Genomic DNA, 12,715 nt, shown 5'->3' on the forward strand with positions numbered 1-12,715 from the left:
GCCTCATACGTGATTTTGGCTACTTCTTGCTGTTGTTGTTTTGTTTTTCTTCTTCTTCCTCGAGCTTTCCTCCCCAGGAATTGTCTTGATTGGCCTCGTTCATGCGTACTGCCTCCTTTCTGGCCGTACTCCGTAGTCTGTAACGACGTCCCTTGACTGCCGCCAGCAGGTGCCGAAGCACCGGCCACTTGAACTCGCCAGCGTTAATTCGTTCACACCAGCAATCAAACAACGTGTCGTATCCAAGAGGCTTCCATGCCTCTTGGGCGATGAGGTCTTTGATCGCAGCCTCAAGATTTCCTAATGCGTTATTGAGGTTTTCAAGTAGTTGTTCAGCTTGAATTCTGTCAATCATTTTGCTCTTCTTTCACACTCCGTCTCGTTTTCCCAGCAATATTAAGATCTGCTCACGTTCAGCTACATCGGCCAAAATGCGTTCACACAGTTCATCATGACGCTGCCAAAGCGCCTGCTCGTGCAAATCATCAACTGTCTTCTGTGGAGTCATCATCCACCTCCTCGACAATAACTTGCACGAAGGCTTTTTTGGCATCAAGCAAGGCTTCGCCCCAGCGACCGCGTACATCCTGTCGCACTTGCGCGGCGTAAAAGACTTTAAGCGCACCTTCGGTAACGTACACATTGTGTATAGCCAAAATCCTGCGAATAGAATGGGCAACAATTACCCCCCAACCGTTCATATCTTCAAGCACGTCAACAGGAACACCAGCTTGATACAGGGCGCGCCCAATCAAACAACTTGGCTGGCCTTCATGCGCATAATGACATGTAAAATCAACGGGGTTGTATATATACTCTTCGTTCCCTTCAACTTCCCGCTCAAGCAGGTCGAGGGCGCGAACAGCATCAATCTCGATTGGCACACTCATGCAGACACCGCCTCCTCGTTCTCGCACAAACGTGCGTATGTGTTGTGGGCGGCAGCTAAGGCATTTCCCCAGGGCCGGTCGGCGTCTTGGAGATCCTGCGCAACAGAAAAAACACGTTGCGCCTCCGCAGTCATGTGCACATGATTAACGGCAAGATGTTCAACGGTGGAAGCTTGGCTGATGGCGCCAAGTTCATCTAGCTTAGTCAGGACATAAATCGGCACACCTGCTTGATGCAAAGCACGTCCGATAAGGCAGCTTGGCCGATCATCTTTTATGTAATGACAGAAACTATTTTCTTTTTCATCATATACGTAATCTTCGTGACCCCTGACCTCCTGTCGGAGCAGGTCGAGAGCGTAGTGCGAATCGATGTTAATTGTCATGGTAGTGTCTCCTTTGTGTGTAGGGCAGCGACTGTTGCTTGTCCTGGCTCCAGGCCGAGCTTCTCCGCCCATTTCTCGGCCTGTAGGGTCGTGGGGAATCCCCACACCACAATGTGACGGTCGCCCTCTTGGAAAAGGAGGGCGACCGTTGCTCTGTCTGCGAGCATTTCGTAGACCATGGTGTACGCCTCTTTTGCGGTGGCGGTATCCATGCCGAAATGCTCGGTTAAAGTGTTCAGTTCAGTTTTCGTAGGATTCATACCATTGATCCCACTGCCGCCTCCATTGTCTTCTTAATCTCGTGCCTGGTGGCGCCCTCAAGAAAGGCATGTACGCCAGCTTCAATCTGCGGCACGGTGGCATCGTGTGCGAAAGGTGGGAATCTGACTAGATGAGGGGCAATCCAGCCAATCTTTCGACTTGCCCACTCTTCAACATGTTGCATGTGGCTGTTTTCATCCTTTAGCAAAGGGAGGAGGTGAGCTGGTGATGTGTCTAGCGGGTATACCCACGTAACATCCTCAGCTACTTCCGCCATCCAGCCCGCCAAACACATTCCTGTCTTGCAGCGGTATTCATCTTGTTTATGGCGATCAGGGTTGGCCTTAATCGCTTCTAGTGCATCCAGCAATAGCTGGCCTGGATCACTCACGTGTGTTGCTCCTTTCTTTTCGCAGCTTCCGTCGTTCTCGTTCCGTCGTGCCGCCCCATACGCCATATCGTTCGTCATTTTCCAAGGCATATTCGAGGCATTCAGGCACGACTTCACATTGTTGGCAGATTGATTTGGCAGGTCGATTGCTCTCGCCTTTTTCGACAAACCACAACTCAGGATCCACTTGCGCGCACAAAGCCCGCTCCGTCCATTCTGGCGGAGCGGGCAATAGCGACTTTCCACTCACCCCGGCCACCCGGGGCGCTCGCTTAATCAGCATATGCCTCCGATTGTTCCTTAATGATGCGGATAGCATGATCCAAAATGGTGTCGTATGTAGGACATCCGCAACAGTCGTATCCCCCGGACATGCCACTTGTTTTGATAAGTGGCCGGATTTCCGCCTCAACCTGAGCTGCGATCTCCTCACACTTGCGGACCTCGTCGAGCTGCTCGATGCGAGCAAGTCTTTTGTTCAGGTCGACGAGGCGGGGCACTAGTTCGAGCTGACTTCGCAATCTGCGAACCTCGGCCAGTAAGCGGGGGGCAAGTTCGACCGCAAGGTTCGTAAGTTGAGATTTAGTTGGCTCGCCTGCCTCAAATGGCTCGGGGCCAGCGTTAGCGATAAGCTGCTCCAGCTCGGTCAGGCGCTCGTCGCTCATGGGCTCGCTCATCTCGCGCCTTCCCGCAGCCAGCGCGCAAGACGGGCGCATCCAGAGGCGTCTAGAAGCACTCCCGCCCTTCTCGTGATGTCTCGCTCGACCAGATCAGCAATTCGCTCGCGTTCTTCGGCCCGGATCTTCTTGGCAGCCTCCTCGGTGAGGAGGGGGTCTGGTTGGAAGTCGACAATTTCCTCATGGGACACCTGGCAAAAATAACCCGCTTCGTCGACGTACACGACGTCCTCCACACCGACGATCGCCGGTCGCCCCCTCTCATCGATGCCCAGCAGCGTCACGGTTCCCTTGGTCCCTGGAGGGGGTGGTTCGGGAGGGCGACTGTCAACGTCAACATAAATGTAGGAGCTGTCCCATCGAGCCACAACGAGGCCCTTCTCGCTATACCACAGAACGTTGCTTTTTTTGCGAGCAACCCCTTTCGTCCAAATGTCCGCCACCCTGGCCCGGACAAGGTCGCCTTTGCGTATTTCGCTGAAATCAACCGGCTTCCAGTTCTCCCAATTATCGTTTCGCACGTCTGCTCCTTTTCATTACTTGTGTGCATGTCCGCTTGCGCGGAAATGTCATTTGAACCGGGCGCCGCCCAGGCGGCGCCCATTCCTTGATTACAGGTTGCGGATGCTGTGTCAGCTCATCGTCGTACGACTTGCGCAGAAAATAACCCACGATCACGCACCCGACAGCCACGATCAGCAACACAGCGACTTCTAGGGCAACGAGATTCATTCCTGCCCTCGCGCCCGTCTAGCCAGAATCCTCTTGGCTTCACGAAGCGCACCATCAGCTTCCTTGGTGGCGCTTCGTGCTTTTTCGAGTAGTTGGACAACTGGATCTTTCAGGTGGATATAGTCGTCACTCTGACCCCACTGATTCGCCATTCTTCCTCTCCTACCCGGCCCACCATGGGCCGATTGGCAACATATAACCAACAAAAAACGCCGCCCCCGAAAGGGCGGCGGTCCAGATTTTCTCTCGTTCAGTCATCACCATCCTTCTTTTCGTTCCTCTGGTATTGAAAGATCTGGTTTGTGGTTGTGAGTTTCGTCGTGGCAATAGTCGACGTGCCACGTCTCCGGGTCACACATACAGAACCCCTTGTGAAAGGTGTGTGGGTACATTCAGAATCGAGTGGAATGCCTCCCCCGGGGGTCGCCACCAGGGAAGGGGGTTGGGGGATGCCTGCACCCCTCGCACACGCCCTTTGGCGCGGCATAAAAAACGGCAACCGAAGAAGGAACCTCGGTTGCCGTTTAATGAAGGGCTCCCCGCCCGAGGGCGGGGAGCGGCATTTTCTGGAGGCACGAACGGCCAGAGTACCTTGACCATGCCTCAATGAAGGGGCATCGCCACCAATGACGATGCCGACATAGCTAAAATACGACAGTTTCGTGGCGTTGTCAACGCTTGGCAACCGGGGCAAATGCACTTAAGCTATCATCAGCCCAGGTGAAGCCCCACTCGTCTCAGGCCGCATATTTTCGGAGGCAGGATGCCACCACAGCCCCCCGCACAACATGGCACACCGTCTCGGTGGAGGAGGGGGTGTGCCTGCTCCGCCTGCCGCCAGGCGCACATCGATGACGTCCGACAATGGCGTCGCCAGATCTCAATCGCCGCTATCGCCGAATGGGACAACCATATCATCGAGAACTTGCGGGCTGGCCAATCTATGAGCGACGCGACTCCTCCCCACATCACGCCAGCGGCGGTTTATGGCCGCATGAGGTGGGATGAGTCATTCGGCGTTCTCATTGACGCGGCCATGATGGAGGGCCGTCGCAAAGACATCTTACACGGCACGTCAATGGCGTACAGGTGGTTTCGATGTCGTTGCCCAGAATGCAGGGCAAGTAAACGTCGCAATCGATCACTGCGAAAATAGCCGCAGCCGGAAGAAGGGGGTCAAAAACCGGCTGCGGCCTAGGTGGCACTGTCCGGGGGGTGGGATTCCGGATAGTGCCGGAACAAGGGGAAACCTTGCTGACGCGATTCTAGCCGATCAGTCTTCCAGAAACCAGGGGTCGTCTGGTTGAACCACGAACACCGGCATATCGCTACGAGCGACGTCAACGATTACACCGTATCCACGTGCATAAGTGCGGCTAGTAAACCCAGCAGGGTCGCCATAGCCGCCCCCGGTAGGCCCGATATCGATTAGGTGCTCAGGGACATCGACGTAGTAAAGACATTTGGTGCCAGTGTGGTCCACTTCTTCAATCTCCCAGATTGACACGCGATCACCAGGATTGAAATCAGGTACTGACCACTTGGGACCGGAGGTGCGATCCATGTTCTGCGGCATTGCGGTCAGGGTTGCTTCCATAGAAGCCTCCTTTCTTTTGTCTGACGTTCGGGGCAACGGTCGTCCTTCGATGGACGACCGTTGCCCCGAACATTAGGAGATGCGCGCCAGGCTGCGCGCACCGACGACGTTCCCTTGGTCGTCCCGAATGAGCTCGGCTGGGACGACGAGATCACGTCGTTCAGGGAGGGCCATAGCGACCGGGCGTGACACGATCAGGTATACGCCCTCAGAGGGGGCCGGGAGGTTCTGAATTTCTTCGGCCTTCTCCTCTTTCATGTGGGTGAATAGTCCGCCAGAAAAACGGACGTATTCGGATGTTTCCACGACGTCCATGCTGATCCGGGCCGGGTGAGGCTCGGGATCAATAGTGAACAACGCGATTTCATCGTATGGGTCGACGAGGAACAACTTGACTCCATGCGGCGTCAGGTTGCGCACCTGGTTCGGTCGAGTCACGGTGACCTTCCACCGTGACAGATCTTCGTCATAGTCCACCCACATGGGCAGACCCGTTATGTCGTACATGACAGGTCTGTCGGCCTCTTCAGTGCAGATCCAGCCATGCCAATAGCCGATTGGCTGGACCTGGTGTCCCCAACGTCCCTCGGTGTCAAGAGTGTTAGAGACAATGGTCATTCGTTTCTGTGTAGTCCACATTTGGACCTCCTTAGATTGGTCTGCTTTACGTGCCCGCCAGGGACTCGCACCCTGGTGTGTGCTGCTCGGGCATAGGTGGTTCATTCGGTCTGCTCGGGGAGCCCGCGAAGACCGAATGAATCGCGCAGGTACGCCACCAGATTCTCCACAGCGTATGGCTCTTCGGCCCGTGGATGGGGAACGATGAAACGCTCGTCTTCATCGTCGCCACCGACGCCGACGCCGACCGTGACGACGCCATCGGTAACCACGGCCGGCCATGTGGACCAGCCGGGAGTCTCTAGCCCGTCAGCGATCATGTCGGGATTGATGCCCTCATCGACCAGGGCTGCGCGCACTTGTTGAAATCGAGTCATGGTCCTCCTCCTTCACTTTGCTTATTACGTCTTGGCGAACAGCGTGACGGCCGTCCCAGGCGGACGGCCGTCACGCTGTTCGTTAGGCGCGCTTATTTGTCACAACTCGGGCATAGACACCCGAGTCCTGGTCCCAGTCCCAGGCGGATATGCGGCGCCATCCGTGCTCAGCGAGCACTTCGTCGGCGGCGTCCTCCACGAGGTCCGATTTGTCCGGATCATCGATACGCACTGGCAGTTCGGTCGCGGCCATGGCTGCCGTCAGGCCATATCCGCCGTCAGGGTCATCCTGGGTGACCTGGATGTCGCAGTGCTCGCCATGTACCGTGTCGGCGAGGAGGCCGATGCTGGCTGTATATGTTGCACCCTCGATTGTTTTCATAGAACTTCCTTTGTTTATCAGGGTTCGTTCTTGACGGGTGTAATATGTACGATTCGTCCACGTCCGTCATATTCGACGTGCAGAGGTACGCCTTGGTACTCAGAGTTGGTGAACCAGTACACTAGCGCCGCGTCCGGCGCCGTGGTGGCACTTGTGCCGTCTGTAAAACCCACGCGGTAGCGTGGGTTCCCGTTTGTGCTGTTCTTCAACCGTTCCAGATAGTCAATGGTTTTTGTCTCCATGATGATTACTCCACTTCTGCGGTCGGATCGTTCTCGAACATCTGGCCGTTTTCCTCAAGCTCGGAGAGCCAATCAGCGAAGCCAACGCGATACGCAGTTGGATCCACTTCCCGCAAAACGCGAGAGGCGGCATATTCCAGCTCCCCAAGCCTGACGGTTCCGTGGTTCTCGTCGAGCATTTTTTCGTATTGTTCTTCAAGCTTGTGTTCCTGAATCTCGTTGCCGTCGGCATCGTAGTAGGTTGTCATGGTGCTATCCTTCCATGGAGTACGGACACTTGGTATGCTGTTACAACCTGGCACGGGTGACAAGAGGCCATACGCTCGGGAGGGCGGAGGCCTGGCGATCGTTCCTGCGATGCCACCCGTGCCAGCTTCTGAGGTACAGCCCTCGACATGCCCAGAGTCTAGTCATGAACGTGCCGAGGGGGAATGGGGAGAGACGACACCCTCACCCCCGTTCGAGAGGGTGTCGTCTCGGATTAGGCCAGCATGCACCGCGTAGCAGTGACTATCCAGTAGTCGCCACACGTGCAGCGTGGCTTGCGTCCGACTTTCCAGTCCTGAGTGGTGAGTCGGACCACGGAGAACGTGAAGCCATCTTCTAGGCGACGACGTACCGCACTAAGTGCGACCATGTCGCCACGCCAGGAGGCAAGAGTGTGGGCATGATGTGTCCTTTCGGGGTCTATGTGACGCGCGCCTGGTCTAGCGGACTGTCTCCTGAGTGATCGGGATCGTGAATTCTATGGTTTTAACCACCCCGCTGCCCGTGATAGCGACTCCAGGGGTGGAGTCACTCATGTAGTCACGCGGGATTCCCGCGTGACGCATGGCGTTGCGCACGCGGATGTTTGCTTTGGGGTCAGTGAGCGCGAGACGCGCCACCGTGTCCCATGAAGGGCGTGGTGTGACAATGTGGCGCGGCGTGATCTCCGGCACGCGGTATTCGCCGTCGCCGTCACGCTTGACACGAAAGCGAAAAGTGATGTTCATAGTCACATCTTCCTTTCCTTGATGTGTCCCTTCTGGGTTGGCTAGTAGGCCAAGAAAGGCCACGCACTCAAAAGTGCGTGGCCTAACCAAGCTCACTAGTTGTCGCGTCGGCCGAGCCCTTCACGAGCTATGACGACCATTTGGTGATCGTCGGATAGTGCCGAGTCTGTGTGAGAGTACAGCGCGCCCATTTGTGCGATAATGGCATCTGCCTTAGCCGCCATATTCCAGCGACCAATTACGGGGTCACCTTCAACGGTGATGCGATAAGCGGGCGTGCCGTCGAACATGGTTGTTATCTCAACGTATGTGCGCATGGTTTCCCCTTTTTGTGCCGTTAGCGCAATTCAAAAACTTCCGTCTTCAGTACCTCCCATTTGGAGGCAATATCGGGATTTAGGATGCTTGCAGGATGAAGGTCGTCGAAATGTTCACTACATGCGTACGCGTCCACGTATTCGGTTTCTGTCATGGGCTGCGTGGGCGTGCTGCCTGGTAGATCACGACCAATCGTGATCTGGACGTAGTAATTTGCGCGGTTTGGGATACCGCAAGTGCAAGTGTGCATGGTTTCCCCTCTCTCGTGCCTAGCGGACATGGCAAGGGTCCGACCCCCGAAAAGGGTCGGACCCTCACTGCGAGCGCTAGAAACTGGAGCTGGGCACAAGCACGCGATTGACAACGTGCTTTCCGTACTTGTCTTCTCGCAAAATCATGATCGTGCGGTTGGGTGGGCGGAAGGTTGTATCGTGCTCCACCTGCCAGGTGTTCCCGCCCAGCTGACGCGCCAGACCGGAAAGTGTGCGGAAGCGAAAGTGTCGAATGTGACCGTGGTTTGTGCGCGCTGTCTTCATGGTTCCTCCTTACTTGGTGCTTCTAGCTGGCCACGGCAGCACACACCGAAGGTGTGCGCCACTGAAACCGCTAAAAGCGCCAATTCTTGACGGGCAGGACCACGAGTGTGTGGTCGTGCCCGTACACCTGTACATGCTCGTGACAGGCGGGGAGCGCCTGTCCGTTGTCGATCATGTACCCGGCTCTCTCGGTGCACCATATGCACCGAGAATCTTCCGGCACTGATGCGACATAGTCGGCGCGGTAATCTCGGTACGCGCGCCACCGCGCGTCGTTGTGGTTGATCCCACGGACGACAGCGGGTATGCGGCGTCCGTTTCTCGTGATCATGAATCCTGATTCGTACTCGAACTTCAAGTCGGATAGCGTCACTGTCTTCATGACTCCTCCTTTGGTGTTGCGCCTAGCGGACATGGCAAAGGGTCCAGCTCTGGAAAGAGCTGGACCCTCACTACGAGCGCTAGATTGTCTCACCTTGGTGCAGGTCGTCTCCCCAGCACGTGTCGCAGCATGATTGGCCGTAGGGGTCTAGCCGCGTGTCGCGGCCTTCCTCGTCGAGTTCCGCCGTGTACTCAGCACGACAACGACGGCATTCTTGTAGCATGATGATCTCCTTTCTCGTGACCTAGCTGCCCATGGCAGCGGCCACCACGAGGTGGCCGCCACTAAAGCTAGACGGGCCACCACTCAATCACGTCGCTAGGCTCGCGAGCGTGGAGCGCTACGTGATCTGCACACGCGGGGTCGCCATTAATTGTCGCGATGGACTTACGGTCACACCAGCAGCACAAGCAGCACATTGTCTCCCCTTTCTCTTGTGTTGGCCTAGTAGGCCATCGCAAGGGAGCGGCTTGAGCCGCTCCCCACGAAAGCTCACTAGATGCGGCAATACACGCAATCGCACCCCATGAGAGATGCGAGCTCGTTGCGACCATGAAAGCGGTAGGTGTTCACGGGGTCGGAAGGTTGAAGAGTGATCGTGCCAATGTCGCCGCTAGAGTCGAGCGTCTCGACAATGAGACGCCGAGTGGCAACCTGACTACATACGCTTGTGACCGACATCAACTCGTCCCAGTTGGCATCTTGCACTAGCAGAGTGTCGCCTGGTTCGATATGCGTAGCGTTGACGATCATGGCCTTTCTCCTCTCAGTCAGGAAAGCCACGCGAGCATGGCGCTCGCGTGGCCATCGAAAGCGAGAGAGTCAAGGGTGAGCCACCACATTCACACGGGTACTAGCACTGCATATCTGTCACGCGTGCTGCCGTCGTCATCACGACGATGCCAGCCTTCGCGACAAGTGAGAGACGGGATGCCTCCACCGTTCTCTCGCGCCCGTTTTAGCGTGGGTGAATAGTCCGCTATTGAGTTGGCACTTTGAAGTTGTTTTTCTGTGTGCCTTGCGATGTATCCATACTGTCGCACCGTGCACGGCATGTCAACACACAACACAAAAAATCTTGAAAGTCGATTGTACGCTGCGTCGATGGTGCGACGAGTGGCGTGTGCGTGCACGCAACACAAAAACGATCACTGCTGCTGTGCATATTACGACGGCGTGTAGTACTACGGTAGGTAGTAGGTCAGCGTCCGCTTCACACGGTCACGAATTGGTCAAACCGTTGACCACTTGACCACATTTTCGCGCGTGATCGCGCATTGCGTGCGCACGTGTGCGCATGTGCCGATATGGATCTTGGGTGACCGCATATGGGCAGGTCAGACGTAGTTTTTCAGTTGAACAACCACCTGCCGTGACGGTTGTCATGACCATCTGTCACAGGCTTGACAAGCATTGTGCGTGTCATGACAGATGGTCATGACAACTATCTTGACCCCCGGTTGTTAAATCCGCCGATCATCAAATAACCTGACCACGCTCACGCATCTCGGCTAAACTCCGTGTGTCCCACATCACTCGCGAAGGACTTTGTAAGGCCGTGTGGAGATCGATCATCTCACATCATGAGAAATAATACGCAAATTAGGCAGATTTTTGGGCCGAATCAAGTTTGGACGGGTGTTATACCTATGAGGGGCAAGAACAAACACGGACACCAAGCACTAGGAACTAAACACCAGGTTCCCGGTTGAGAGCCGCCCTTTAGGGGCGGCTCTCCCGGGGGTGCTGGAAACGTAAATTAAGCACTTAGTTCTTAAGGAGAGACGGCCCCTGAGGGCCGTCTCTCACAAGTGCTTAATTTTTAAAAACTGCTCCTTGGTTACCCCAGCTCACCTTCGTCGCTACGGCCGCTGAGGCGGCCTTCGCTCCTCGGTGAACTACCCCAAACACTTTGCCGAGAAACCACGCCCAACTCTGCCTAGGAGGTCGCATGTCCAAGGCGACCTCGAACAACTTCTTTCCGAACGAGGTCCATGGCGAAAAATCGAAGAACTTGAAGGAGATCCGTCAAGGACCTCGTGGGGGCAAGGGAACGGCTGATAGAGCGAAAAAGGAAGTCCTTCGCCTTCTCGCCGATGGTTACAAAATTAATGACGCCCTCACTGCTGTTGGTCGCTCCCGCAAGGCATACGACTACTGGCGCAAGATTGATCCCGAGTTTCGCGAAGAAGCGGATCGGATCCGGGGCCGGAGATTCCGCAAGGACGAAGGGCCGAAAGAGGTGCCGGATTTCGAGGAGTTCTGCGAAGAGTACTTGGGGCACAAGCTCTTCAGGCATCAGCTTCAGTGGTACGACATTCTGGAAGGTCGCGAACCTCGCGATCTGACCGATGCTCAAACTTACACCCTCGGCTCCGAGCCAAACCTGCTGATCTGCAACACTCCGCCGAACCACGCCAAATCAACAACCATCACGGTTTTCTACACGCTGTGGCGGATCCTGAAGGATCCGAACACGCAGGTGGTCATCATCTCCAAGAAGGAGGCGATGGCCAAGAAGTTTCTGTTCCAGATTAAAGATTTGCTCGTTTCTCGCTCATACCAAAAGCTTCAGGATGACTTCGGTCCCGCCGAGGGCTTCGAGAAGACGAGTCCGATCTGGTCGTCAACACAGATTTACTTCGGACCAGAGCTTCGTGACGTGAACGCGAAAGACCCCACGGTCGAGGCCGTGGGGTTGGGCGGGACTATTTACGGTGCCCGTGCTGACCTGATCATCCTCGATGACGTCATCGCCACGGACAACGCTCACGACTTCGAGAACCAGATCGACTGGATCACTCGAATGGTGTTGACGCGCCCGACCGAGCACGGACGCGTGCTCGTGGTCGGGACGCGCGTTGCACCGGTGGACTTGTACGGCGAACTCATGTCGCCGTCACGCTATGAAGATGAGCGAGCGCCGTGGACGTATTTCGCCCAACCGGCTGTGGAGCGTTTTGCTGAGGACCCAAAGGACTGGGTGACATTGTGGCCCCGGTCGAACATGTCCAAGCGGGGAGCAGCGACCACACCCGATGAAGATGGGCTGTTCCCGGCGTGGGATGGCCCCGCTCTCGCGAAGATGCGAGAGCGGTTGAAGACCAACCCGAACGCGTGGAGCCAGGGCTATCAGCAGCTCTCGGTGTCCGAGGATTCGATCTTCAAGCGGGAGAAGGTTTACGCCGCCGTTAATGGCATGCGTAAGGTTGGCCCGCTGTATGCGGGCCATGTTGGCCACCCGCCAGACGGCATGGACGGTAAGGCCGTCATTGCTGGCCTGGATCCGGCTTCCAGCGGTTTCACTGCTGCTGTAGTGGTGGCCATGGACCGGCGCACCGGCAAGCGGTGGTTGTTGGACGCGTACAACAAACCAAACACCACACCAGACCAAATTCGCGACTTGTTAGTCGGTTGGGCTCGCCGCTATGGCGTCACCGAGTGGCGCGTGGAAAAGGTTCTGCTATCCAACTGGATCCTCCAGGATCAGCAACTGATTCGTGACCTCGCCAACATGGGGTGCTCGATGCGCGAGCACATCACCAACGCCAGTACCAAGTGGGATGAAGATGGCGGGATCCTGTCGCTAACGTCGCTCTTTGACGGCGACAGGCCACTGCTTGATATTCCGTCGACGCAGTACGAGGTGATTCGCACGATGTGCGAACAGTTCGTCACCTACCAGCCGAAGACGAAAAACCCGACTGACCTCATTATGGCGCTGTGGTTTGTCGAAGCACGTCTCCGTCAACTGGTGCTGCAATCCGAAGGCAGCATGTTTGTCAACTCTGCATGGACGACTCAAGAGCAACTCAACGACCAGATGGTCGTTGATTTCAGTCAGATCGACGGCCAGCTTGAGGAAATCTATATACCAAATCGCTGGGGAAGCTCGTGGACATATTCCAAGATTACCGCGACCTAAAGGCGC

General features: G+C 56.0%; 17 protein-coding genes. 1 reads left to right on the plus strand and 16 read right to left on the minus strand.

The window, feature by feature from the left end; genetic code table 11:
- Positions 1 to 19: 19 nt before the first annotated feature.
- The 16 genes from DPM12_RS22870 to DPM12_RS22905 form a co-directional block, all read right to left on the minus strand.
- On the minus strand, positions 20 to 355 hold the full coding sequence (locus DPM12_RS22870; RefSeq protein WP_123788275.1) for a hypothetical protein: 336 nt from the start codon (positions 353 to 355) through the stop codon (positions 20 to 22).
- A gap of 130 nt (positions 356 to 485) precedes the next feature.
- On the minus strand, positions 486 to 890 hold the full coding sequence (locus DPM12_RS22875; protein WP_123788277.1) for a hypothetical protein: 405 nt from the start codon (positions 888 to 890) through the stop codon (positions 486 to 488).
- Positions 887 to 1,276, minus strand: a complete 390-nt coding sequence (locus DPM12_RS22880) for a hypothetical protein (RefSeq protein ID WP_123788278.1) — start codon at positions 1,274 to 1,276, stop codon at positions 887 to 889. The genes DPM12_RS22875 and DPM12_RS22880 overlap by 4 nt, the downstream gene beginning before the upstream one ends.
- Entirely contained in the window at positions 1,273 to 1,488 is a 216-nt protein-coding gene (locus DPM12_RS17555; protein WP_123788280.1) for a hypothetical protein, read from the minus strand. Before DPM12_RS17555 ends, DPM12_RS22880 begins: the two co-directional genes overlap by 4 nt.
- A gap of 44 nt (positions 1,489 to 1,532) precedes the next feature.
- Positions 1,533 to 1,928 (minus strand): hypothetical protein, encoded by a 396-nt coding sequence (locus tag DPM12_RS22885; RefSeq protein ID WP_123788282.1) that lies wholly within the window; start codon positions 1,926 to 1,928, stop codon positions 1,533 to 1,535.
- Positions 1,921 to 2,211, minus strand: a complete 291-nt coding sequence (locus DPM12_RS17560; protein WP_112259652.1) for a WhiB family transcriptional regulator — start codon at positions 2,209 to 2,211, stop codon at positions 1,921 to 1,923. Before DPM12_RS17560 ends, DPM12_RS22885 begins: the two co-directional genes overlap by 8 nt.
- Positions 2,201 to 2,593 (minus strand): hypothetical protein, encoded by a 393-nt coding sequence (locus DPM12_RS17565; RefSeq protein WP_112259653.1) that lies wholly within the window; start codon positions 2,591 to 2,593, stop codon positions 2,201 to 2,203. The genes DPM12_RS17560 and DPM12_RS17565 overlap by 11 nt, the downstream gene beginning before the upstream one ends.
- Before the next feature lie 8 nt (positions 2,594 to 2,601).
- Positions 2,602 to 3,126, minus strand: a complete 525-nt coding sequence (locus tag DPM12_RS22890; RefSeq protein ID WP_123788284.1) for a hypothetical protein — start codon at positions 3,124 to 3,126, stop codon at positions 2,602 to 2,604.
- A 1,484-nt stretch (positions 3,127 to 4,610) separates the two neighbouring features.
- Complete coding sequence (locus DPM12_RS22895) at positions 4,611 to 4,934, minus strand: hypothetical protein (RefSeq protein WP_123788286.1); 324 nt, start codon at positions 4,932 to 4,934, stop codon at positions 4,611 to 4,613.
- Positions 4,935 to 5,006: 72 nt separating this feature from the next.
- Complete coding sequence (locus DPM12_RS17575; RefSeq protein WP_158542938.1) at positions 5,007 to 5,552, minus strand: hypothetical protein; 546 nt, start codon at positions 5,550 to 5,552, stop codon at positions 5,007 to 5,009.
- 101 nt (positions 5,553 to 5,653) lie between these two features.
- A complete protein-coding gene (locus DPM12_RS17580; RefSeq protein WP_123788289.1) occupies positions 5,654 to 5,929 on the minus strand; it encodes a hypothetical protein in 276 nt (91 codons plus the stop codon).
- Between the two features lie 82 nt (positions 5,930 to 6,011).
- A complete protein-coding gene (locus DPM12_RS17585; protein ID WP_112259657.1) occupies positions 6,012 to 6,311 on the minus strand; it encodes a hypothetical protein in 300 nt (99 codons plus the stop codon).
- A gap of 247 nt (positions 6,312 to 6,558) precedes the next feature.
- Complete coding sequence (locus DPM12_RS17590) at positions 6,559 to 6,801, minus strand: hypothetical protein (protein ID WP_112259658.1); 243 nt, start codon at positions 6,799 to 6,801, stop codon at positions 6,559 to 6,561.
- Positions 6,802 to 7,260: 459 nt separating this feature from the next.
- Positions 7,261 to 7,554: a hypothetical protein gene (locus DPM12_RS17595; RefSeq protein ID WP_123788291.1), complete on the minus strand. Its 294-nt coding sequence runs from the start codon at positions 7,552 to 7,554 to the stop codon at positions 7,261 to 7,263.
- An 89-nt stretch (positions 7,555 to 7,643) separates the two neighbouring features.
- Entirely contained in the window at positions 7,644 to 7,865 is a 222-nt protein-coding gene (locus DPM12_RS22900; protein WP_123788292.1) for a hypothetical protein, read from the minus strand.
- Positions 7,866 to 8,192: 327 nt separating this feature from the next.
- Positions 8,193 to 8,402: a hypothetical protein gene (locus tag DPM12_RS22905; RefSeq protein WP_123788294.1), complete on the minus strand. Its 210-nt coding sequence runs from the start codon at positions 8,400 to 8,402 to the stop codon at positions 8,193 to 8,195.
- Between the two features lie 2,333 nt (positions 8,403 to 10,735).
- Between DPM12_RS22905 and DPM12_RS17610 the strand changes: the two genes are divergently transcribed.
- The gene (locus DPM12_RS17610; protein ID WP_112259662.1) at positions 10,736 to 12,709 is read left to right on the plus strand and encodes a hypothetical protein; all 1,974 of its coding nucleotides are present in this window, start codon (positions 10,736 to 10,738) and stop codon (positions 12,707 to 12,709) included.
- The last annotated feature ends 6 nt before the right edge of the window (positions 12,710 to 12,715 follow it).

Source organism: Phytoactinopolyspora halophila (assembly GCF_003287285.1).
Taxonomy (GTDB): domain Bacteria; phylum Actinomycetota; class Actinomycetes; order Jiangellales; family Jiangellaceae; genus Phytoactinopolyspora_A; species Phytoactinopolyspora_A halophila.

Coding starts and splice junctions, on each gene's coding strand:
- DPM12_RS22870 (WP_123788275.1), bottom strand. CDS start 355: ATGATTGACAGAATTCAAGCTGAACAACTACTTGAAAACCTCAATAAC.
- DPM12_RS22875 (WP_123788277.1), bottom strand. CDS start 890: ATGAGTGTGCCAATCGAGATTGATGCTGTTCGCGCCCTCGACCTGCTT.
- DPM12_RS22880 (WP_123788278.1), bottom strand. CDS start 1,276: ATGACAATTAACATCGATTCGCACTACGCTCTCGACCTGCTCCGACAG.
- DPM12_RS17555 (WP_123788280.1), bottom strand. CDS start 1,488: ATGGATACCGCCACCGCAAAAGAGGCGTACACCATGGTCTACGAAATG.
- DPM12_RS17560 (WP_112259652.1), bottom strand. CDS start 2,211: ATGCTGATTAAGCGAGCGCCCCGGGTGGCCGGGGTGAGTGGAAAGTCG.
- DPM12_RS17565 (WP_112259653.1), bottom strand. CDS start 2,593: ATGAGCGACGAGCGCCTGACCGAGCTGGAGCAGCTTATCGCTAACGCT.
- DPM12_RS22895 (WP_123788286.1), bottom strand. CDS start 4,934: ATGGAAGCAACCCTGACCGCAATGCCGCAGAACATGGATCGCACCTCC.
- DPM12_RS17575 (WP_158542938.1), bottom strand. CDS start 5,552: ATGACCATTGTCTCTAACACTCTTGACACCGAGGGACGTTGGGGACAC.
- DPM12_RS17580 (WP_123788289.1), bottom strand. CDS start 5,929: ATGACTCGATTTCAACAAGTGCGCGCAGCCCTGGTCGATGAGGGCATC.
- DPM12_RS17585 (WP_112259657.1), bottom strand. CDS start 6,311: ATGAAAACAATCGAGGGTGCAACATATACAGCCAGCATCGGCCTCCTC.
- DPM12_RS17590 (WP_112259658.1), bottom strand. CDS start 6,801: ATGACAACCTACTACGATGCCGACGGCAACGAGATTCAGGAACACAAG.
- DPM12_RS22900 (WP_123788292.1), bottom strand. CDS start 7,865: ATGCGCACATACGTTGAGATAACAACCATGTTCGACGGCACGCCCGCT.
- DPM12_RS22905 (WP_123788294.1), bottom strand. CDS start 8,402: ATGAAGACAGCGCGCACAAACCACGGTCACATTCGACACTTTCGCTTC.
- DPM12_RS17610 (WP_112259662.1), top strand. CDS start 10,736: ATGTCCAAGGCGACCTCGAACAACTTCTTTCCGAACGAGGTCCATGGC.